A 21,711-nucleotide genomic window follows, 5' to 3' on the forward strand; every position below is an offset into this window, starting at 1 on the left:
TAATCAGAGCAGGGACAAGAGAAGAAATAATCATTTTAAAAGATAAAAAAAGGAGTGTAAATTTAAAATTATGGTTGACAGAAAGTTATTTCTTTCAATATGGGTGGATAACGTGTTCTGGCCCATTATTTTCGGCGGTTCTTGGGATGACGCTAATGGCAAATTAACGGCCAATCAACAGGCCAACGTGGATGCTATTGCTTATGAGGCTAGTTACTATAAAGAATTCGGCATTGACCCGTTGACGAAGTTCAAGTCGGGTATGGGCGGCATGAACTTCAGGCATATTACATTCCCGTCGATTTCTCCGATGACATTGTTCCTTGTCATCATGGGGCTTATCGGTTCCCTGCAGTTCTTTACGCAAGGCTACGTCTTCGCGGATAGCAGCAATCAGGCCATTGGCGGACCGGATATTCCCTGCTGTTCTATGCCATTTATTTGTATTTGTATCAGACGGCATTCTCCTTCCTGAAGATGGGCTATGCTTCTGCAATGGCATGGTTGTTGTTCGTCATCGTCATGATTCTTACCTATGTGGTGTTTAGAACTTCCGCGAAATAGGTGTATTACGGAGGTGAAAAGTAATGGCGGCTTCGATTGCGACAACGGAAAGACGAACTCCGCAGCTCAATACGGACGCAATCCATTCCATTCCGTTCTTTCAATATACGTGGAATACTGTAATCATTGCCGCATTGAGCGTGTTCGGGGTCACTATGATTGCCCCCATCGTGGCGTACGGCTTCGCGAAGATTGGCGTTTTTCTTTTATATAGTTTTGAATATTTAACTATATAAGAGATGATGACCAAATTTTAGGTTTCATTTTGTTGCAAATCGCTAGTTTTGCATATAATATAAAAGAATAAAGGAGAATACTACCTCCATTAATTATAAAAAGAAAGATTTATTCCGAAATGAAACTGCTCTTTATCGGGCAAGCGACAGATTTGCGTTCCTTCCGGAACGAACAGGAGGATTAGATGTGATTAGCGGCAATGAGACGGGAAAAACACTGCTTAACATTCGGAGTCACCTGAATGGATTGACGAAAACCGAACAGAAGGTAGCTCAATATATTATGGAAAATGCGCAAGATGTCATCTACCATTCCATTACCGAGCTTGCTGAAAATGCCGATGTCGGAGAGACGACGGTGCTGCGGTTTTGCCGCAAATTAAAGTTTCAAGGGTTTCAAGAGTTCAAGCTGTCCTTGGCGCAAGATTTGGTGAAGCCGACGGAGCATTTGCATCAGGCGGTGAACGAAACGGATGAGCCGGAAGTGCTGAGCCAGAAAATTGTGGCCACGCACATTAATACATTGGAGCAAACCCGTGAATTAGTCGATCCTGGTCAACTGGGGCAAGCCATTGAAGCCTTGATTGAAGCGAAGAACATTTTCTTCTTCGGCGTAGGATCCTCGGGCTTGACGGCAGTGCAGGCAGCGCACACGTTCTCCCGTATCGGGAAGTTAAGCAGCGCCAAGACGGATACTCATTTCCAGGCGATGCAAGCCGCTTTTATGAGTAAAGAGGACGTTGCGGTAGGCATCTCGATTTCTGGAAGCACGAAGGACACGATCGAGAACTTGATGATTGCGAAAAAAGCGGGAGCGAAGGTGATTGCGCTAACTAGCAATGCCCGGTCGCCGATTACAAAAGTGGCGGATATCATCCTGCTCATTGTAGCACGTGAAAATCCGCTGCAAGGCAGCTCGTTGGCCGCCAAAATTTCACAGCTTGCCGTCATCGATATTCTGAACGTGGCTGTGTCGCTTCATATGAAGGAACTAGCGTTGAAATTTAGAGAATTGTCTGCAAAATCAATCTCCGACAAACTGTATTAAATTTGCTTGGCAGCGATACGATTTATCGCCGTTAGCCTGTGCTATCCTGGGCTGAGCGGCGATACATATGTATATAAGAAGAATATATCCGCTATATAATCTAATTAAAACAATTATTTCCGTTTTGTTTCGTTTGGTAAAAGGGCATGAGGAGGGAGAAGGACTTGAAGGCGATTGGAATTGATATTGGAGGTACTTCGATTAAAGGGATCGTCGCCGATCAAGACGGGCGCATTGTCGGCGAGACGAAGCAAGCTACAGATGCTGCCAAAGGCAAAGACTGCATCCTTGCCAATGTGAAGGATGTCATCTGGCAGCTGCTGGAACAGCATCCCGACAGCGAAGGTATCGGAATCGGCACCGCAGGCCGGGTCAATGTGAACACCGGCGAAATCGTATACGCTACTAATAATTTGCCAGGCTGGCAGGGAAGTAATCTCAAGGAAGAGATAGAGTCTGTATTTCATCGCAGGGTGTGCGTAGATAACGACGCCAACACGGCGCTTATTGGCGAGTGCTGGCTCGGGGCTGGAGCAGGCTGCTCCGACGTGACGATGCTGACGCTAGGCACGGGCGTCGGCGGGGCCAATCGGATTGGCGGCAAGATCGTAAGAGGTGCGCAGTGGAATGGAGGGGAATGGGGACACGTCATTTTGGTGCCTGATGGGCGTCCTTGCAATTGCGGTCAACGGGGCTGTATCGAGCAGTACATATCCGGCACTGCTTTTGTTCAAACGGCCACAGAGGCGGCGCATATACAATTTCCGTCGGGCGTCGAGGTATTTGAAGCATATGAGAAGGGCCATCCTGCCGTTACGTCTGTGCTGAACCAGTTCATCGATTATTTAACTGTCGTCATTCATAATATCCATCTCGGCATTAACCCGCAGACGATCCTTCTCGGAGGCGGAATGGTCGATTCCAAGTCGGTGTGGTGGGACATGTTGGAAGAGCGGGTGGAGCGTCTGGGGCTTCACATTTCAATCAGTGCGGCCAAGCTGGGGAATCAAGCCGGTTCCATCGGAGCGGCCAAAATGGTGTGGGAAAGACTATAAGCGAAGTTCAAAAAGGCTTCAGGATCCTGGCTATGACATTCACATCCGTGATAGTTATATGCCTTGGAGCCGGATGTTCGAGGTAGGGCTCGTTACGGAAGCCGTTCAAAAGATTGTTAAGACTAGCAATGGGAGTTGAAGCGTTATGGAGAAGCACATATTGGAACGAATACAAAACAGGCTGATCGTATCTTGCCAAGCTTTAGAAGATGAGCCTCTGCATGGATCCGCGTTGATGGCGAAGATGGCGATGGCTGCTGAAGTGGGCGGAGCTGCGGGAATACGGGCAAATATGGCGAAGGATATTGAACAGATTAAGCAGCTCACGGACCTGCCAATTATCGGTATTGTGAAGCGGGATTATGACGATAGCGACATCTACATTACGCCGACCATGACCGAAGTGAAAGAATTGATTGACGTTGGCGTTGATATGATCGCTCTTGATGCCACGCGCCGCAAGCGTCCGAACGGAGAAACATTAGAGGAGATAATCGCCTATGCGAAGCAGCATCAGCAGACGGTTATGGCGGATATTTCTACAGAAGATGAAGCTCTGTATGCTGCATCCTTGGGAGTTGATTGCGTGTCGACGACGTTGTCCGGCTACACTCCGTATTCTCCGCAGGATGCGATGCCGAACTTCTCGCTGGTCGAGAAGCTCGTCAAGTCTTTGCGCATCCCGGTCATTGCCGAAGGCAAAATCAACTTGCCATCGCAGGCGGCTCGCATGCTGCAGCTTGGCGTGCATGCGGTTGTCGTCGGTTCGGCGATTACGAGGCCGCAGCTGATTACCCAAGCGTTTGTTGCTGAAATTGAACAGCATACCAAGTAAATTACGGTCACTTTATTTTGGAGTTATGCGCTCTAGCTTGTTTAGGATATTGGGGATTTCGAACCGGAAACGGATTGCTTATTAAAATCGTGTTAGGCATTGGCGTACCGCTGCTGGCTGCTATCGTTTGGGGCTTAGTTGTGTCTCCAAAGGCGACATACGACATCGGCGAGCTTGCACGATTGGCTGTCGAGATTGCCGACTTTGGGTCAGCGGCAGTTGCCTTATATTATTCCGGGCCAACCAAACTCAGCTTGATTTTTGTTACGGCAGCGTTCATCAGTCGAATCTTACTATTTGCTTTCAAACAATAAACTATTAACCGAGAGTCGCTCAAACGAGCGGCTTTTTCTTATGCCTACATAATAATTGCGGTTATCCGTAAGTTGGAATACAGAATTTTTTGTGGATGGAATCATTTAGGCATCTCATTGCAGTTAATTCGGAGAATACATTATAATCTAGGTAGAAACAGGTTAAATCGTGGTGGAAAGTTGCTAGCCGATTGCTAGCTGATTGCTGACGAACTTGCTAACGGACAGACCGCAACACATCCCAGTGGATAACTGAAAAACCACTTATATCAAGTCATACAAGAAAGCGTTGTAACACATCGCCTAGATGATAGGGCTAGTACAGTTCCATAGAGTGAACTGCTGGTAATGGCCAGACAAACGAACGGCCGCCACTGGCAGCGCTGTCAATGTGAACTGTGCGAAAAGCGAAGAAAATGAGGTGATTCGTTCATGATCGCAGGCGAACATACCAATACGCTGCTGCTTGCACGCAGCATGTATCCATCGTTGACGAAGACGGAGAAGAAGATTGCCGATTATGTGTTGAAAGATCCCGATTCGGTGCTGTATGCCACGGTTACGGATTTGGCGGAGAAGGCGGATGCCGGAGAAACGTCGGTACTGCGGTTCTGTCGCAACCTTGGCTTTAAGAGCTACCAGGATTTCAAGCTGTCGCTAGCCAAAGATTTAGTGACGCCTCTGAAGCATCAGGAAAGCCAAATCGAAGAGAACGATGAGCTCTCCATCGTGGCACAGAAGATGACGATGGAGAACATCGCCTCGTTAGAGCATACGTTGTCGCTGCTTAATATGAACGAGCTGCAGAAGGCGGTCGATGCCATTCTGAAGGCCCAACGCTTGTTCTTCATGGGAGTCGGCTCATCTGCGATGACGGCGATGGATGCTCAGTACCGCTTCATGCGTCTCGGCTTCGTAGGGGAAGCGGTAACCGATCCGCACGTAATGGCCATGAATGCGACGTTGATGTCGTCTAATGATGTTGTCTTCGGTATCTCGACCTCAGGCAGCACGAAGGACTTGGTCGATACCGTTCGGCTGGCTAAGGAAAATAACGTGTATTTCATCTGTCTGACGAGCCATGCGAAGTCACCGATTACGAAGTATGCGGATTCGATCCTGCTCATTCGTTCGCGGGAAACGCCGCTGCAAGGAGGGGCTTTCTCGTCGAAGATGGCGCAAATTCACGTGCTGGACATCCTATCGACGGCCGTGGCATTGAAAGCGAAGGAAAAGACGTACCATGCGATTCAACAGACGGCGAAGTCCGTGCTCGATAAGCTGTATTGAGTCGACGTGAAAAATACCAACGGCCTGAATGCGAAGCGGGCGGCTGGTGTTTTTTGTAGCTGCAGGCGATTATTGATAGAGGGGCTCTGGTGTGCGGACATGCAGTCCGCAACGATTCGCGTCGGCCTGCATCTGCTTGCACTGGTTGGCATTGTTCGGTATTGGTTGGTATGTGTCTTGCGGGCTGCTGAACTGCACTATTGCAGTTGCGGGCATCGGGCGCAGAGAGAGTAGAAAAAAGCGCTCCGCCGATTACCCGGCGAAGCGCTGCTTCACTCTACTCTTGTAGCATCACCAAGCCGATGAAATCTTCCTTGGATATATTCCCGAGATAATGCTCGACATTCATTTCTTCGAGCGCCTCTCTTACCGCCTGCTCTTCATAGCGGACGCCGGCCACCCGTGCCTCGATATCGCTCACCTCGCCGACACCGAAGAAGTCGCCGTATATTTTCATCGATTGAATGATGCCATCCGCCACGTCCATGCGCACGTCGACGATGCCCGCCGGGAACTTCTTCGAGTGCTCGACATTGAATTTCGGGGATCGGCCATAGTTCCAATCCCAGTTCTGATAGCGCTCCTCCGAAATGCGATGAATCGTCTCCCAGTCCTCAGCGGTTAGCTTGTACTGCGGCACTTGGTCTGGCTCTACACCGAAGATGTGGCGGAGAATGGCTGCTTTGAACTGCCCGATGGTGAGCGGCTCGTTCAGGAACTCGGAAATGTTGGCTACGCGGGAGCGGACCGATTTTGTTCCTTTGGATTCAATTTTGATCTGACGCACCTTGAGCGCCGAAGCGACGTGCTCCATCTCTGATTGGAAGAGCAGCGTGCCGTGACTGAACATGCGGCCGCGTGTAGAGAACTGCGCGTTGCCGGAAATCTTCCGTTCGCCGACTTGAATGTCATTGCGCCCTGTTAAGTCTGCATCGACACCGAGTGAGCGGAGCGTATCGATGACGGGCTGGGTGAATTTGCGGAAGTTGTGGAACGACTGGCCGTCATCCTTCGTAATGAAGCTGAAATTCAAATTACCTGTATCGTGATACACGGCGCCGCCGCCGGATAGGCGGCGAACCACGTGAATATGGTTGTCTTTGACGTATTCGGAGTTAATCTCCTCAATCGTATTCTGGTTCTTCCCGATAATGATGGAAGGTTCGTTGATATAGAACAATAAATAGCTCTCTTCTTCCAGCGGTAAATGCTTGAGCACGAACTCCTCGATTGCGAGATTCATGCGGGGATCGGTAATGCCTTGATTATCGATAAATTTCATTGCTCGTCCGCCTCCTTATGATGTTATTGTAATCGATTTAAGAAAAAATACAAAATAGATTTGATATTGATAATCGTTATCACATATAATGGGTTATAGTAAATACATGCACGGTAATAAGTGCTGAACCAAGGAGGACGAACATGTCCATTGCTTCTATTATTCGTGAACGTCGGAGTATTCATGAATTTAATGATAAACCAGTAGATCGAAGCCTGGTGCTTCGACTGTTGGACGATGCGGTGTGGGCGCCGAACCACGGGCTCCGCGAGCCATGGCGCTTCATCTATGCGGAAGGAGAGGGCAAATCGAAGCTCGTTAACGGCCTGATGACCATCTTGGACAAGACGAAGCTGAAAGGTGCAACCGATGAGCAGAAGCAGAAGTTCCTAAATCACCTGAATAATGTTCCGGCCTATTTGATTGTCGTCATGCCGGAGGACCCGCGCCCGGCCATTTGGGAAGAGGATTTGGAGGCGGTCAGCTGCCTCATTCAGAACTTCCAATTGCTTGGCTGGGAAGAGGGGATCGGCATGCTGTGGCACACAGGCGATTACATTTACAATAAGAAGTTCCGCGAGCTTGCCGGAGTCAATCCGGGAGAGAAAATCGTCGGCGTGCTTCGCCTCGGATATTTCGACGAAGCGCCTAAGGCCCGCCCGCGTACAGCAGCGGAAGAACTTTTCACTGTGTTGAACTAAACGGCTTCATGTATTCGATTATGAACAACAAAAGCGCAGAAGCCAACAGGCCTCTGCGCTTTTCTTTGCGCTATCACAGCAGTTTTGTGCTATAACCTCAGAAGTAATCGTTTTCATTTTTGTGGATGGTCCATGGCGTCCGGCTTCAAGTAACGATAATACAGCAACAGCTCTACCGCATACTTAATAATCCATGCCGAGAGCAGCACGCTGACGAGAAGATGGGCGCATACAAGCGGAGACAGCAGCAGAGTGCGCGTGTCGGACACATAAATGAGATAGGCGGCGCAGCATGCGACTGCAAGCACGAGAAAGACAAGTGCCATCTGATTCGCTTGCAGCGAGACCATGCGTGCCACATCTTTATCTTCAGGCTCGTCCTTGGACATGAAATTGACAAAGTACATGACGGCTTGAACCACTACTGCAGTGCCGAAGACGTTGCGAGCCAGTGCCATCATTTCCGTACTGTACAGTCCGATATCTCCCTTGAGGCGGAACAGGACCGTTGCATAGTAGATGGTGACAATGATGGCGGCGCTGAGAGAGGCCCAGGATGTTTTGTGATGCACCGACATAATTATCCCTCCTCCGAATTACATGACGACTCCGGCCGAAATGTAGAGTGTACAGTGATTATACAACATTTAACAGATGTGTAATAGTGTGCGATTTTCCAATGTTTTTCGGCATTTCGTTGAAAAGGAAAAATCGTTTGACGAACGCTGGAACGTTACGCATAATGTACGAATAGAAACGATATAAGCGCGTGTTCAACAACCTCTAAAATGAGCGCCCCATCTTATCGACCCTTGGCTGATAATAACAGCTTCTGTAGGGGAGTTGCAAGTAGGGGCACGTTGATATAAAGATAGTCTATTTCTGGACAAGGAGGCTGACATGTCTATGATAGAACGGTTCGGACACGGAGGAGATGTGTGGACGGCTGCGGATACGTTCGGCGTATCGAGTGAGGCATTTCTGGATTTCAGCGCTAACATTAATCCGCTCGGACCTCCGCCGATTGTGGCGGAACGGTTGCAGCAAGCATTGGAGGGTATCGTTCACTACCCGGATCCGGGCCATCGGAAGATGAAAGCGGCGCTGTCTGCCAGGCTGCAGGTCCCACAGGAACGAATAGGCATCGGCAATGGCGCCGCTGAATGCATGGCGCTTCTTCTGCTTGCGTTCCAGCCGCGGGTCGTCGGCGTCATCGCCCCCTGCTTCTCGGAATACGAGACCTTGTCACGGCAATTCGGGGCGGATGTCGTAACGGTGGTTGGACAAGAGGAAGCAGGATTTCAGGCAACGGAGGAACAACTGTATCAGCTCATGCTGGAGACCGATCTTGTATTCATCGGACACCCGAACAATCCTACGGGCATCGTCTATGACCGCGAACGGTTGGAGCGGGCCGCCCGTATGGCGGAGAAGACGAATACGCTGCTCGCTGTCGACGAAGCGTTCATTGATTTTCTACCGCATGAAGAGAAGGTTTCACTGCTTCCGGTCCAGCATCAATATAAGCAGCTGATCATCATTCGTTCGCTGACGAAATTTTATGCCATTCCCGGCCTTCGCTTGGGCTATGCGGTGGCTCATCCCGAGTTGATTGCAGCGATGAGCGCGAAGCAGGTGACGTGGAGCGTCAACGGACTGGCGCTTGCTGCCGGAGAGGCTCTGCTCACTGATAAGCATTATGACGATTATGTTCGAGCGACGCGCGAGCTGATCGTGACGGAACGGACCTGGCTGCGCGAGCGCCTAGCCAGCCTCGGTATCAAAACGTGGCCCAGTGAAGCGAACTTTCTGCTCTGCCGGGCACCGACGCTTTGGACGGCGAAGCGGCTGCAGGAGGAACTGGGGCGCAGAGGGATATTAATCCGCAACTGCGATATGTATACAGGGTTGAAGGCGGGCGACTTCCGAATTGCAATTAAAAATCGAACGTTAAATGAACATCTGGCGGTTTCAGTACAAGCTGTGTTACATTAAAAGGATGTTATTAGAGAGCGTTGTTACTAGTAAAACGGGAACAAGGGGGAGAACGATGCAGCCTTATCGCGACGGTGCGCGCGCCTATACAACCGAATGTATTGCGGACGTCCATGTCCGCTGGGGGCAGGAACATTTGACGGTCGATTTGCCGCAGCGGGTACCCATCTGGAGCAGTGCTGCCTACCATGGCGGCAGCTGGACAGGAAGCCGAATCTTGAATTGCATGGTACGCAAGGGCTTCGATTGTTCCGATCCGGTTAAGTATATGCATGGCGTGTGCGAGCAATGGGGATATGAGCCAGATGATACCGTCGGCCTGATGACGGCCGCAAAAGTGACTCACGCGTCAGTCGCGGAGGAGCATGGGGACGGCTGCTCGTTGCTGTGTGTTACGACGGCAGGGACAAGCAATGCGGCTCGTGCGGGACTGCCTCGCCAAGTATTCTCGGCGTATGAACCGCTCAAGCCTGGCACGATAAACACGATAATCGTGTTGGATGGCAAGCTGTCTGATGCGGCAGTATGGAATGTGTTCATGACGGCGACGGAAGCGAAATGCGCGGCGCTAGCCGATTTACATATTTATGATAAAGAGACAGAGCGCATAGCGACGGGAACGACGACCGACGCGATTGCTTTTGCGGTGCTTGATAGCGGGCGCGATACCGAAGTGCATTCCTATGCGGGCACAGCAACCACGCTTGGAAATGCAATTGGGCGGCTTGTGTACAAGACCGTTACGGAAGCGGTTATGACTCAGCATGAAGATGACGGACGGTTGTTTCCATAACGCTCGAATCGTTGAGGCGCTGATAGCGCATGTTCAAAAAGAACCCTTTTCAGAACCGAGAAGCTCAAAGCATGAGCTGTCGAGTTAGAGCAAATGAATGCGGGTGCAACAATTAAGGTGGGGAAGAAATGATAGCGGCGTTCATCATCATAGCAGCATATATATGGGACAGGATTATAGGTGATCCTCGTTGGATTCCCCATCCCGTCATTATGATAGGAAAGGCGATCACGGCGCTGGAGCATGCTATCCGCAAGGCGGCATCATCGGAAGCGGCGCTTAAGCCGCTCGGCATCCTGCTCCCGGTCATTGTCGTTGGAGGCTCTTATGCTTTGACATGGGCGCTGCTATGGGGACTCCATGAAATTCATTTCTCTCTCGCATGGGCGGCCGAAGCGATTCTTATCGGCACGACGATTGCGACCAAAGGACTGAAGGATGCGGGGATGGCGGTGTATAAGCGGTTAGCCGCACGGGACATCGACGGTGCGCGGCGTGAAGTCGGCATGATTGTCGGACGTGATACGGATGAACTCGACGAGCCTGAAGTCGTGCGCGCTACGGTTGAAACCGTAGCCGAGAATATTGTGGATGCCGTCATATCCCCGTTATGTTACGCGCTTATCGGTGGGGCGCCGTTAGCTATGGCGTACCGGGCGGTAAATACGCTCGATTCGATGGTCGGTTATAAAAATGAGAAGTACGGCAACTTAGGCTGGGCCTCCGCGCGGCTGGATGACATTGCGAATTGGATTCCGGCCCGCTTGACGGCAGTTCTCATGGCGATATGCGCCTGGATGAAGGGATATGACGGGACGCGGGCTTGGCAGACAGCCAAGCGTGACGCGCCGAGGCACCCGAGCCCGAACAGCGGCTGGCCGGAGGCGGCTGCAGCCGGGGCGCTTGGTGTCCGGCTCGGTGGATATAATGTGTATAAGGGCGTACGATCGTTGCGTGCTTATATGGGAGACGAGGTCCAGCCTTTGCAAGCACAGCATATTCCGGCTGCCTGCAGTCTGCTGACAGGCAGTACACTGGGCTTCACAGTCATCGCTGCCGTGCTGCTATATGCGCGCGGGGGATGGCTCCTGTAGATGAATGGCGGATGAAGGAGTAAGAATGAAATGAGACTGACACGACAATATAAAGCTCCCCGTCAGAAGAGGCGCCGATCAGGAGCAAGCCCATCTGGAATGGTAACAAGAGGTGCGATGTCCAAACGGAATGTACGCAGAAAAAAGGGCGTACGAGATACCATCGTGCGATTCGCGATCGTGCGGCACGGATTGACGCAGGCGAATGTAGAACGGCGTTATATTAGTTATACGGATGATTCCATCCTGCCACAGGCTTCAGAGGAGCTGAGGCCTTTGCGCCGGGCATTGGCGCACCCTGCTCCGATCCTCTACACAAGCGATATGCGCCGCTGCCGCGAAACGATCGCGTACTTGCGGCCTCGCGACAGCCGAGAAGCATCTGTTGATACACGGCTGCGCGAGTACGACTTCGGCATGTGGGAAGGCTTGACCTATAACGATCTGAAGGAAGAGCCCCAATATCGAAAGTGGCTGGATGATATGTCGTCCGTGCAGCCGCCGCGGGGAGAACCGTGGCAGTCATTCTGCACGCGTACGGCACATGTATGGTGGGAGATACTGAGAAATGCGCGGGCGCAAATCCGCACCGTGCCGGAACAGTCAGGTGTGGCTCGCACCCGGAATCGTCCACTGCGAACGAGCAGGAACCGAAAAGCTCGGATTCGGACTGACCGCTTCGTGCAAGGTGCGTCTGGCCGAATGGCGCGCCCGGACGTGCTCGTGGTGACCCACGGCGGCATTGTACGGAGACTGCACACGCTCGCATTCCCGCGCAAATCGTTCTGGGAGGCGGCTGCGCCGATTGGCGGCGGTGTTATGATTACGGCGAAGCGTTGCGCGCGCAAATGGGTGTTCCTGCGAGCTGAGCGTTTTCCCTCTCTATAGTGGGGGCAGCCGGGGCGCGAGATGGCCGGATTGTTGATTTGTATCGGGAGACAGGTTGCCCTTGTGAGCAACCTTATTGCAAGAACGGAGCTTTTCCCCTATAATCTATTATCAAGTTCAATGCTTGAACGGACAAATGAATAGTGCAATTTCTTCAGGCCCTTGCGTGTACGGATACGATTGATCCGATCTAATATATGATCCATGCCCAAGGTTAATAGGGAAGCCGGTGAAATTCCGGCGCGGTCCCGCCACTGTGAATGGAGTGTTGCGCTCATGAAGCCACTGTCGATGCGGCGCCGGATGTACAGATGTTCGGATGCGGCGACGGGAAGGCGAGCGGCAACGTGCAGCTCCTAAGTCAGGAGACCTGCCTGAAGATAGACGAGCAATATCCTTCGCGGAAGGGACCACGTCTACAAAGTATGGCATGAGGCAATGCAAGACGCTGTCGATACCGCTGTTGCGGTAAGCATGGCGCTGGCTATGCCGTGTCGTACCTTATAGGCTAAGTGAGACGAAGTCCCCCGATCCGTAGGATCGGGGGTTTTTTAACACTGTGTTCTTTGACAACCTATTGTATATAGATGAAGGGATATGCTCGTCACCTGACCATTATTGCGCACTGCGTTTACCGCGTTTGCTCCAGTTCACAGAAGACGATTCACACTCAAGGAATATATTAAGCAAGGGAGAGGAACATGTATGCACAAATGGCTGAATAAAACATTGGCAGCCGTATTGGCAGTTATTTTGGCAGTAAGCTTGACGGCTTGCGGCGCGAGCACAGGGGAAGTGAAGCCTTCCGACAACACGGCGGCGCAGCAGGAGAACACAAATAAAGAAGCTTCCAATACAGAGCAACCGAAGCAGGATGACGCTGCGAAGACGACATATCCGCTTACCGTGAAAGACGTCACTGGTGAAGAGTTCACCTTCGACAAAGCGCCGGAGCGCATCATCTCGGTATCGCCGGCAGAGACAGAGTCGTTGTTTGCTCTTGGCTTGGATGAACAAATTGTCGGGGTATCCGACTATGACGACTATCCAGAAGCAGCCGCCTCGAAGGCGAAGATGGGCGGTATCGTAAAACCGAATGAAGAGGCGATTATTGCAGCGAAGCCAGATATTGTCTTCACCGGCATCTCCATGAAAGAGCCAGTCGTGAACAAATTCCGCGAGCTAGGCATTAAAATTTTCAAAGTGGAACCGAAGACATATGATGACGTTATTAAAAACATAGAACTGTACGGTCAAATTACGGATCGTCAAAAAGAAGCGCAAGCAGTCGTTGAGCAAATGAAGAAAGCGCGCGAAGAAGTACAAACTGCTGTGCAAAGCGTTACCGACAAGAAAAAAGTGTACATTGAGTTCTCCCCAGGTTGGACAGTAGGCAGCGGTGAGTTCATGAATGAGATGATCGAGCTTGCCGGCGCTACGAACGTAGCAGCGGATGCGGAAGGCTGGGTGCAAATCAACGAGGAGAACATCATCAAGTCGAATCCTGACGTCATTTTGTACACCCAAGGGGTTGTCGACCAGGATACGAACAAGTCATTGGAAGAAATCATCCGCGGACGTAGCGGGTGGAATAACATTAACGCGATTAAAAACAACCAAGTTATCGCTGTGGATCAAAATTTGCTCAGCCGTCCGGGACCTCGTGTGGCGGAGGGGCTCAAAGCCGTTGCAAAAGCGATTTACCCTGACTTGGTGAAATAACCGATGCGGAGAAATAGATGAAAAAGATTGTATGGTATGGAGGAGCGAGCTTTGCGCTTCTCCTCTTGTCCGTTGTGGGATGCTTGGCTGTAGGCTCGGTGCAGATGCCTTTAGGTGAAATGACACGCATCTTGCTCCATCATATACCGGGCTTGGACTCTATATTTCCGGTGACCTGGGATGACGCCTCTGCGCAAATTATGATGAAGGTGCGCTTTCCACGCGTCGTGCTTGCGATGTTGGTCGGAGCAGCGCTCGGTGTGGCAGGCACCGCGTTTCAAGGCGTGCTGCGCAATCCGTTGGCTGACCCGTACACTCTGGGCGTATCGTCCGGCGCGTCCGTCGGCGCGGCCCTTCTTATATACTTCGGGCTCCAATACGCGCTGCTCGGAGAGTGGACCATTCCGGTCGTCGCTTTCGCAACAGGGACGCTGACGCTTATTATCGTCATGAGACTTGCCAATGACGGCGGGAAAATCCCGATTGAAACGCTTATTTTGTCAGGGGTCGTTATGCAAGCCTTTCTTGGCGCGATCGTCTCCTTCTTAGTCGCGATGACGAAGCAAACGATTAACGAAATATTGTTCTGGGTCATGGGCAGCTTGGCGCTGCGCGGATGGTCCTATACGGTTGTGCTGGGCCCTTACTTGGCTATCGGCATCATTATTCTCATTTCCTATGCAAGACCGCTTAATCTGCTCGCATTGGGCGAGCGGCAGGCCTCTCATCTCGGGCTTCATGTGGAGCGCACGAAGTGGGTAGTGCTGCTTACCGCCACATTAATTACGGCGGCGGCGGTGTCCGTATCTGGCGTCATCGGCTTTGTCGGCTTGGTCGTTCCGCACATATTGCGTTTAATCGTCGGTCCGGATTACCGCTATTTGATTCCGCTCTCAGCGGTGGGCGGCGCAATCTATGTGATGTGGGCGGATACGATTGCAAGAACGGCGTTTGCACCGACGGAAATTCCTCTCGGCGTGGTGACTGCATTTATCGGCGCGCCCTTCTTTGCTTACCTGCTCATTCGGAACAAGCGTACGAAACGGGGGAAATGGTCATGAGACATATGCTGGCACAGCAGGAGGCGCAATCAGCGGAACCAATCATTCACGCGGAGCGGCTGTGCAAACGTTATGGCGACAAAACGGTGCTCGACAACGTATCGCTTTCCGTGCAGCCCGGAGAATGGGTCGGCATCATCGGACCGAACGGAAGCGGGAAATCGACGCTCTTGTCGCTCGTATCGGGGGCGGATACCGTGTCTGCCGGACGTGTCCGCATTCAGGGTCGGGCGCTTGCCTCTTATAAGCGCAAGGCGTTATCGCAGTTGATGGCGGTGCTGCAGCAGGAGGCGCTGCCTCCGCTTAACTTCACCGTGCGCGAAATTGTTGAGATGGGACGATTCCCATATCAATCGTGGCTCGGTTCGGAAGGCGAAGACAGCGGTCCGTTCATTGACGGCATTATGGATCGGCTGCAGTTGACTCCACTCGCGGATCGTCCGCTTGACCGATTAAGCGGAGGACAGCGACAGCGGGCTGCGCTGGCGAAGCTGATGGCCCAGTCGCCGAGCATCGTGCTGCTGGATGAGCCGACCACCTACCTCGACATCCATTATCAAGTCCAATTCATGGATGTCGTGCGCGATTGGCAGCAAGATTGCGGCCTGACGGTCGTGTCGGTGCTGCATGACTTGAACTTGGCCTCCCTCTATTGCGACCGCCTCATCGTGCTGCACGAGGGCAAGCTGATCGCGGAGGGAAGTCCGGATGAACTGATGTCTGCGGAGCTGCTGGAACGTATCTTCGCGACGCGGACGACGATCGTGCCGCATCCGGAGATCGGCCGGCCGCAGGTGCTCATTTGCCCTCAGCACGGCAATGCGTAGACGAATTTGTAAACCAAAATTATTGACAACGGAGATGAACAGGGATGACAGAACAACTTCAACGACTTATTGACAGAATTCAGCCTGTAGACGAGCAAGCGATGCAGGCAGCGCTTCAGCATCAGAACCAATTGACGAAGCCCCCAGGAAGCTTGGGCCTGCTTGAGCACCTTGCGGTTCAGTTGGCGGGAATTACAGGTGAAGCGAAGCCGCTGTTAGAGAAGAAGGCAGTCATTGTCATGGCAGGTGATCACGGAGTCTGTGAAGAAGGAGTCAGCGCATTCCCGGCCGAGGTAACGCCGCAGATGGTTCATAACTTCCTGCGTGGCGGAGCGGCGGTTAACGTGCTGGCACGCGAAGCCGGGGCCGACGTCATCTGTGTCGATGTGGGCGTCAATGCCGACTTGGCCGACCCGAACCTGCAGTCGCGCAAGGTGAGAAGAGGGACAGCCAACATGGCCAAGGGGCCTGCGATGACGCGTGCGGAGGCGGAAGCCGCCATTCAGGCTGGTGTGGATACGGTGCAGGAATGTGTTCAATCCGGATACCGTCTCTTCTCGACAGGCGAGATGGGAATCGGCAATACGACGGCCAGCGCCGCCATTCTGTGCGCGTTTACCGGCTTGCCAGCGGCTGACGCGGTCGGACGCGGAACAGGCATCGGCGATGCCCAATGGGAACATAAGTGCAGTGTCGTCCGCCGCGCGCTCGAAGTGAATCAACCGAATGCGGAAGATGCGCTCGATGTGCTGGCGAAGGTCGGCGGCTTGGAGATTGCCGGCTTGGTCGGCGTCATTCTCGGTGCGGCGGCGAATCGTACGCCGGTCGTCATCGACGGCTTCATATCCAGCGCTGCCGCCTTGACCGCCGTCCGCTTGGCTCCTGACGTGAAGCCGTATTTGATAGGATCACACTTGTCGGAGGAACGGGGGCATGCGGCGCTGCTGGCGGAATTGGAATTGCGGCCGTGCCTGCATCTAAATATGCGACTGGGCGAAGGGACAGGCGGAGTGCTCATGTTCCAGCTCATCGATGCTTCCTTGCGCATTATGCGCGAGATGGCCACCTTTGCCGAAGCAGGCGTATCCGGTAAGGACGACGGCCAATGAACCGCATCATCCTTGTAACTGGCGGCGCGCGCAGCGGGAAGAGCACGTTCGCGGAGCGGCTGCTCCAGAAGCTGGCCCCGCAAGGGGGCGCTTATGTCGCGACGGCGGAAGCGCATGATGATGAGATGCGGGAGCGGATCCGGCTGCATCAAGCGGAGCGAGAAGCTTCAGGCTATGCGTGGCTCACCGCCAATTGTCCGCTGCAACTGCCGGAATGGGTGAAAGAAGCGGATGAATCGGCGGTGCTCATCGATTGCCTGACGCTGTGGCTTTCGAACGAGTTGCTGCATGCAGAGCAGGAACTGGGGGAAGGCCCGGAGATGGAGCAAAGACTGTATGCGCGTATCGATGATATGCTGGACGCGTTGACGGCGGCGCAAGGCACCATCGTGATGGTGACGAATGAAGTCGGCAGCGGTGTCGTGCCCGCTTACAAGCTTGGGCGCATCTTTCGCGATGCAGCAGGCCGGCTGAATCAACGTATTGCGGCACGGGCAGATGAAGTGTATCTCGTCACGGCGGGCATACCGATCGAAATAAAGAGCAGGATGGTTCAGCTATGAAGCAATGGCTACAGGCATTTATTGCGGCAATTCAGTTTCTGACCAGAATTCCGGTTCCTGTGAATGTTCCTTTTACGAACGAGGTGCTCAAGCGAAGCACCTTGTTCTACCCCTGGGCAGGATGTATCGTAGGCGTTCTGATATGGGGAGCGGGACTCGGCTTGCAGCTTGTGCTGCCCGCAGGGCCGGCTGCGGTATTGACGCTGGCGCTGGCTGTTGCCCTAACCGGCGGACTGCACATGGACGGGCTGATGGATACGGCGGATGGCGTCTTGAGCCATCGTTCCCGCGAGCGAATGCTGGAAATTATGAAGGACAGCCGTGTCGGAGCGATGGGAGTCATCGCCTGCATCCTCGTGCTGTTGCTCAAGTGGTCTCTTATCGCAAGTCTAATGACGGCCGGGGCGTGGCAGCTGTGGCTTGTCGTCCCTTTTATCTGGTCTAGAGCGGCAATGGTATGGGGCATGACGAACGAGCCGTATGCGCGTGCGGAATCAGGGCTGGGCAGTTATTTTCAAGGATTGCACCGGGGGCATTTGCTTGGCGCAGTCTTTTCCGCACTTATGCTTAGTCTGGCGACCGTATATATTATGGTGTCGGTGCCACTTGAAATGGCCGGATGGTCTGCTTCCTTCGCAGCGCTAGCTGCATATGCGATTCACCCGTGGTGGCTTCTGCTTGGCGCTCCTGTGCTGGGGATGGGTGCCGTATGGGGATGCTCGCGTTATTTGTCCAAGAAGCTCGGAGGCTTGACGGGCGATACCTATGGAGCAATGAACGAACTGACGGAAACAATCTTGCTGCTGCTGCTCGTGCTGATGACCGGATGGAGAGGGTGAACGCTTGATGAATGTGGATAAAGTAAAGAACGCTTCTGTACGTGTTCCGTTATGTGAGGAAGGCGGCAGCAAAGGTCGAACGATTATGCTGCAGGGAACGGCATCCGATGTAGGCAAGAGCGTCGTCACTACCGCATTATGCCGTATCTTCAAGCAGGACGGCTACGATGTCGCTCCGTTCAAATCGCAAAATATGGCGTTGAACTCATATGTTACGCCGGATGGCAAGGAGATTGGCCGGGCGCAAGGCGTGCAGGCGGAAGCTTGCGGCATTATGGCGACGACGGATATGAACCCGGTGCTGATTAAGCCGATGAAGGACATGCAGTCTCAAGTCGTCGTGCATGGCAAGCCTTACATGAACCTAAGCGCAAGCGATTACCGCACCCGCTTCTTGCCTGAAGCGAAGCGAACTGTGGTGGATGCGGTGAACCGGCTGCGCGCTGCGTACGATATCATCGTGATGGAAGGGGCCGGCAGTCCGGCTGAAATCAATCTTAAGCAGAACGATATCGTCAACATGAACATGGCGGCGTGGGCGGAAGCGCCGGTGCTGCTTGTCGCGGACATCGACCGCGGCGGCGTATTCGCTTCCATCGTCGGCACGCTGGAGCTGCTGGAGCCGCATGAACGGGAGCGGGTGCAGGGCTTCATCATCAACAAGTTCCGGGGGGATGTCACACTGCTGCAGCCTGGACTCGATTGGCTCGAGGAGCGGACCGGGATTCCGGTGCTCGGCGTGCTGCCCTATGCGGATGATCTGGACATCGAAGCGGAAGATTCCGTTGCGCTTGAGCAGTGGAAGGGGAAGGTGCTGCCGGAGAACGACTTGGATATTGCCGTCGTAGCCTTGCCCCGTATATCCAATTTCACAGATATTGACCCGCTGGCGGCGGAACGAGACGTGCGCATCCGCTATATTCGCCGCCCTCAAGAGCTCGGTGCGCCGGATGCAATCATCATTCCGGGGACCAAGAGCACGATGGCGGATCTGCAATGGCTTAACGAGAACGGACTTGCTGAAGCGGTTATGTCCTATGCGAAGGATGGCGTCGTGGTCGGCATTTGCGGAGGCTATCAGATGTTAGGCGAGCGCCTTCTGGATCCATATGGGGCAGAGGCGGAAGCGGGCACTGTCATGGACGGCTTGGCGCTGCTGCCGATGGAGACGGAGTTCGCAACCGATAAACGGACGGAACGGGTGCAAGGCACAGTGTCTGCGTCCATGCTGCGCGACACTCCGCTTTATCGCTGCCGCATGGAAGGCTATGAGATCCATATGGGACGCTCGGTCCAGACGAAGTCCGATATCGCGGCCGAACCGCTCTTGAAGCTGCAGGCGAACGGAGAAGACGGGGCGGTCCTTGACGGCTACGATAGCTATGACGGCATGCTCCATGCGAACGGACGCATCATGGGCACGTATATGCACGGTTTATTCCATAATGACGGGTTCCGCAGAGGCTGGTTGAATGGTCTGCGCCAGGCCAAGGGGCTCGCTCCTCTCCCGAGCGATTTGAATTTCGGCGCTCAACGGGAGGCTGCCTTTGATCGCTTGGCGGATGCGGTTCGCGAGCATCTGGACATGGACCGGATATATCGCATTCTGCGCGAGTGCGGACGCTGATAGGTGAACGGAATGCTGCAAGCATCGCAGCCGCTGATATGAAATAGAGTTAGTTACATAGGGGACGGACATAATTGTCATGTCTTCGTATGGAGGATTATGTTATTGGCAGTCTCGAACTAGCGTCATTAGTTCCGGGCTGCTTTTTCCTTAGCCTCACCGTGCCTTTTTGTTTACTCTTCCCAAGACTCAGCACGGAAGAGTCGACCCAAACGTCCCTTTGCCCACTCTCCCCAAGATTCAGATTGAGCAAGCCAAGTGTCGTTGAATTTCCCCTTTGCCCACTCTCCCCAAGATTCAGATTGAGCAAGCCAAGTGTCGTTGAATTTCCCCTTTGCTCACTCTCCCCATTATTCAGATGTTTCAAGGAACAGCTTTAGCTACTAAGGACCATGGCTTATTGAATGAGAACCGGACGTATTCTTGTTCTTATTGGAGCGGGTCCACGAGGTTTCTTGCAGCGTTAAAGAAGGGGTTGATCCCCGCAGTGAAGAGCGACTGGACGTTACCAACTAGTTGATCGATAGGATGCACGTTTTTCTGAATCAAGGGGTGAGTGGGAAAAAGGACTTTTTGTAGCCCTTTTTTAGAGGAGAGAGCAGTCCCGTATTGATTGTTGGAGCAACCCGAGAGTTGAGAGTCGCATGCAAATGGCCTGGGCAGTCTGGACATGTTCTTCTATGAGAGAGCGAGGATTTTGACAACATATATGGATAATGATTATCACTTCTAATAAAACAGGAACAGGTGAAGTTCGCCAAAAACAGAATTGGAATGCAAAGTGGTTGCACTTGGTGGCGGCTGCCGTATCATCAGACGCCAGAAATATGTTAGCATAGTGGGGCGGATATTTAGCTTCATCGCATCGAAAAGAGAGGGCATTGAGGTGCTGGACTACTTGCGCGCATGGGAGGATTATGCCGTTAGGTTGTCCAAGCAAACGCAGCATTCTAGCGGCTAGGGCTGCCCGTTCAGTTGACAGCGTTCAATCGGCGCTGATTTGTCTTGTGTTGCAGCTGTAAAGGGATTACAATCAAGGGAGTCTGGCAAATGTGCTAGGGCTCTTCTTTTTTTGCCATCGTTTCTGGGATGGGGAAGAGGGGTAATGAGCTTCATATAACAAACGCTTTGCAGCTGCTTCGGCGGAAGGAAAGGAACGCGCTATGTTTACGATTTTACTCGCAATTTTCACCATCCAAATCGTCTACGTTTCATTTTTCACTTTGCGGATGATTCTCACTTTAAAAGGGCAGCGGTATTTGGCCGCAGCGCTCAGTACGGTCGAGATTATCATCTACGTGCTCGGCTTGAATATGGTGTTGAAATATTTGGATGAACCGATTAGCCTCATTGTCTATGCGGCCGGCTACGGTATCGGGGTGTTGGTCGGATCGTGGATTGAGGACAAAATCGCCCTTGGGTATGTCGTTCTCAAGGTCATTGTGAACAATCCGGAAAGCGATCTTCCGAACCATCTGCGCGACCATGGATACGGCGTGACGACATGGATCGGCAGCGGGCGGGACGGACACCGTCTTATGCTGGAGGTGCTCTCCCGGCGGAAGAACCGGAATAAGCTGTATGCCTCGATATTGGATATCGAACCAAAAGCTTTTATCGTAACATCAGAGCCGAGCCATCTGCACGGTGGATTCTGGACAAAGGTGACGCGGCGTTAATGCTGCAGCCTTTGTCTTTTTTTATACAGACGTGACTATATGCAGCCAAGTTCCTACCAGCACAACCAATCTCACTATCCTTCTAGGCAAGGACACCTATCTCATCACCAACCTATTCCTCACCATCATCTAATGGATCAACGCATCTTAGCATCATCTATTAGATCAACTCATCACAGTATCATCATC

At 52.7% G+C, this 21,711-nt stretch carries 22 protein-coding genes and 1 riboswitch; of the genes, 20 read left to right on the plus strand and 2 right to left on the minus strand.

The features are described 5' to 3' along the window. Window positions 1-70 precede the first annotated feature (70 nt). The 7 genes from M3650_RS33115 (at window position 71) to M3650_RS07295 (ending at window position 5,342) form a co-directional block, all read left to right on the plus strand. Window positions 71-475 (plus strand): hypothetical protein, encoded by a 405-nt coding sequence (locus tag M3650_RS33115; RefSeq protein ID WP_483311731.1) that lies wholly within the window; start codon window positions 71-73, stop codon window positions 473-475. A 112-nt stretch (window positions 476-587) separates the two neighbouring features. After that, the gene (locus M3650_RS07270) at window positions 588-800 is read left to right on the plus strand and encodes a hypothetical protein (RefSeq protein WP_251573554.1); all 213 of its coding nucleotides are present in this window, start codon (window positions 588-590) and stop codon (window positions 798-800) included. Window positions 801-987: 187 nt separating this feature from the next. Beyond that, window positions 988-1,848 (plus strand): MurR/RpiR family transcriptional regulator, encoded by an 861-nt coding sequence (locus M3650_RS07275; protein WP_251573555.1) that lies wholly within the window; start codon window positions 988-990, stop codon window positions 1,846-1,848. Window positions 1,849-2,012: 164 nt separating this feature from the next. Beyond that, window positions 2,013-2,903: an ROK family protein gene (locus M3650_RS07280; protein ID WP_251573556.1), complete on the plus strand. Its 891-nt coding sequence runs from the start codon at window positions 2,013-2,015 to the stop codon at window positions 2,901-2,903. A gap of 145 nt (window positions 2,904-3,048) precedes the next feature. Continuing rightward, complete coding sequence (locus M3650_RS07285; protein ID WP_251573557.1) at window positions 3,049-3,738, plus strand: N-acetylmannosamine-6-phosphate 2-epimerase; 690 nt, start codon at window positions 3,049-3,051, stop codon at window positions 3,736-3,738. 17 nt (window positions 3,739-3,755) lie between these two features. Beyond that, complete coding sequence (locus M3650_RS07290; protein WP_251573558.1) at window positions 3,756-4,052, plus strand: YrdB family protein; 297 nt, start codon at window positions 3,756-3,758, stop codon at window positions 4,050-4,052. Window positions 4,053-4,484: 432 nt separating this feature from the next. Further along, complete coding sequence (locus tag M3650_RS07295; protein ID WP_251573559.1) at window positions 4,485-5,342, plus strand: MurR/RpiR family transcriptional regulator; 858 nt, start codon at window positions 4,485-4,487, stop codon at window positions 5,340-5,342. Window positions 5,343-5,619: 277 nt separating this feature from the next. On the opposite strand, the gene lplA is transcribed toward M3650_RS07295, so the two are convergent. Then, complete coding sequence (gene lplA / locus M3650_RS07300; protein ID WP_251573560.1) at window positions 5,620-6,624, minus strand: lipoate--protein ligase; 1,005 nt, start codon at window positions 6,622-6,624, stop codon at window positions 5,620-5,622. A gap of 143 nt (window positions 6,625-6,767) precedes the next feature. Here lplA and M3650_RS07305 point away from each other — a divergent pair, with 143 nt between their 5' ends. Next, on the plus strand, window positions 6,768-7,325 hold the full coding sequence (locus M3650_RS07305; protein WP_251573561.1) for a nitroreductase family protein: 558 nt from the start codon (window positions 6,768-6,770) through the stop codon (window positions 7,323-7,325). A gap of 113 nt (window positions 7,326-7,438) precedes the next feature. Here the strand turns inward: M3650_RS07305 and M3650_RS07310 are convergent, their stop codons facing one another. Continuing rightward, the gene (locus M3650_RS07310; protein WP_019423041.1) at window positions 7,439-7,903 is read right to left on the minus strand and encodes a hypothetical protein; all 465 of its coding nucleotides are present in this window, start codon (window positions 7,901-7,903) and stop codon (window positions 7,439-7,441) included. 328 nt (window positions 7,904-8,231) lie between these two features. Here M3650_RS07310 and cobD point away from each other — a divergent pair, with 328 nt between their 5' ends. The 12 genes from cobD (at window position 8,232) to M3650_RS07370 (ending at window position 21,522) form a co-directional block, all read left to right on the plus strand. Then, window positions 8,232-9,320 carry a threonine-phosphate decarboxylase CobD gene (gene cobD, locus M3650_RS07315; protein ID WP_483311733.1) on the plus strand — a complete coding sequence of 363 codons (1,089 nt, stop codon included), beginning with the start codon at window positions 8,232-8,234 and terminating at the stop codon, window positions 9,318-9,320. A 55-nt stretch (window positions 9,321-9,375) separates the two neighbouring features. Then, a complete protein-coding gene (locus tag M3650_RS07320; RefSeq protein ID WP_251573563.1) occupies window positions 9,376-10,113 on the plus strand; it encodes an adenosylcobinamide amidohydrolase in 738 nt (245 codons plus the stop codon). Window positions 10,114-10,241: 128 nt separating this feature from the next. Continuing rightward, entirely contained in the window at window positions 10,242-11,207 is a 966-nt protein-coding gene (gene cbiB, locus M3650_RS07325; protein ID WP_251573564.1) for an adenosylcobinamide-phosphate synthase CbiB, read from the plus strand. 117 nt (window positions 11,208-11,324) lie between these two features. Further along, entirely contained in the window at window positions 11,325-12,095 is a 771-nt protein-coding gene (locus M3650_RS07330) for a histidine phosphatase family protein (protein WP_233695957.1), read from the plus strand. A gap of 181 nt (window positions 12,096-12,276) precedes the next feature. After that, window positions 12,277-12,487: riboswitch (cobalamin riboswitch) on the plus strand. A gap of 313 nt (window positions 12,488-12,800) precedes the next feature. Next, a complete protein-coding gene (locus tag M3650_RS07335) occupies window positions 12,801-13,817 on the plus strand; it encodes an ABC transporter substrate-binding protein (RefSeq protein WP_251573565.1) in 1,017 nt (338 codons plus the stop codon). A gap of 17 nt (window positions 13,818-13,834) precedes the next feature. Next, window positions 13,835-14,878, plus strand: coding sequence for a FecCD family ABC transporter permease (locus M3650_RS07340; RefSeq protein ID WP_233695955.1), 1,044 nt, complete (start codon window positions 13,835-13,837; stop codon window positions 14,876-14,878). Next, window positions 14,875-15,705 (plus strand): ABC transporter ATP-binding protein, encoded by an 831-nt coding sequence (locus M3650_RS07345; RefSeq protein WP_233695954.1) that lies wholly within the window; start codon window positions 14,875-14,877, stop codon window positions 15,703-15,705. Before M3650_RS07340 ends, M3650_RS07345 begins: the two co-directional genes overlap by 4 nt. 44 nt (window positions 15,706-15,749) lie before the next feature. Next, window positions 15,750-16,814, plus strand: a complete 1,065-nt coding sequence (gene cobT, locus M3650_RS07350; RefSeq protein ID WP_233695953.1) for a nicotinate-nucleotide--dimethylbenzimidazole phosphoribosyltransferase — start codon at window positions 15,750-15,752, stop codon at window positions 16,812-16,814. Then, a complete protein-coding gene (gene cobU, locus M3650_RS07355; protein WP_233695952.1) occupies window positions 16,811-17,377 on the plus strand; it encodes a bifunctional adenosylcobinamide kinase/adenosylcobinamide-phosphate guanylyltransferase in 567 nt (188 codons plus the stop codon). Before cobT ends, cobU begins: the two co-directional genes overlap by 4 nt. After that, on the plus strand, window positions 17,374-18,216 hold the full coding sequence (cobS, locus tag M3650_RS07360) for an adenosylcobinamide-GDP ribazoletransferase (RefSeq protein ID WP_233695951.1): 843 nt from the start codon (window positions 17,374-17,376) through the stop codon (window positions 18,214-18,216). Before cobU ends, cobS begins: the two co-directional genes overlap by 4 nt. Before the next feature lie 7 nt (window positions 18,217-18,223). After that, complete coding sequence (locus tag M3650_RS07365; protein ID WP_251573566.1) at window positions 18,224-19,843, plus strand: cobyric acid synthase; 1,620 nt, start codon at window positions 18,224-18,226, stop codon at window positions 19,841-19,843. A gap of 1,163 nt (window positions 19,844-21,006) precedes the next feature. After that, the gene (locus M3650_RS07370) at window positions 21,007-21,522 is read left to right on the plus strand and encodes a DUF2179 domain-containing protein (protein ID WP_019423053.1); all 516 of its coding nucleotides are present in this window, start codon (window positions 21,007-21,009) and stop codon (window positions 21,520-21,522) included. Window positions 21,523-21,711: the final 189 nt, after the last annotated feature.

The sequence above is a fragment of the Paenibacillus sp. MER TA 81-3 genome, from assembly GCF_023713585.1.
GTDB lineage: Bacteria > Bacillota > Bacilli > Paenibacillales > Paenibacillaceae > Paenibacillus_B > Paenibacillus_B profundus.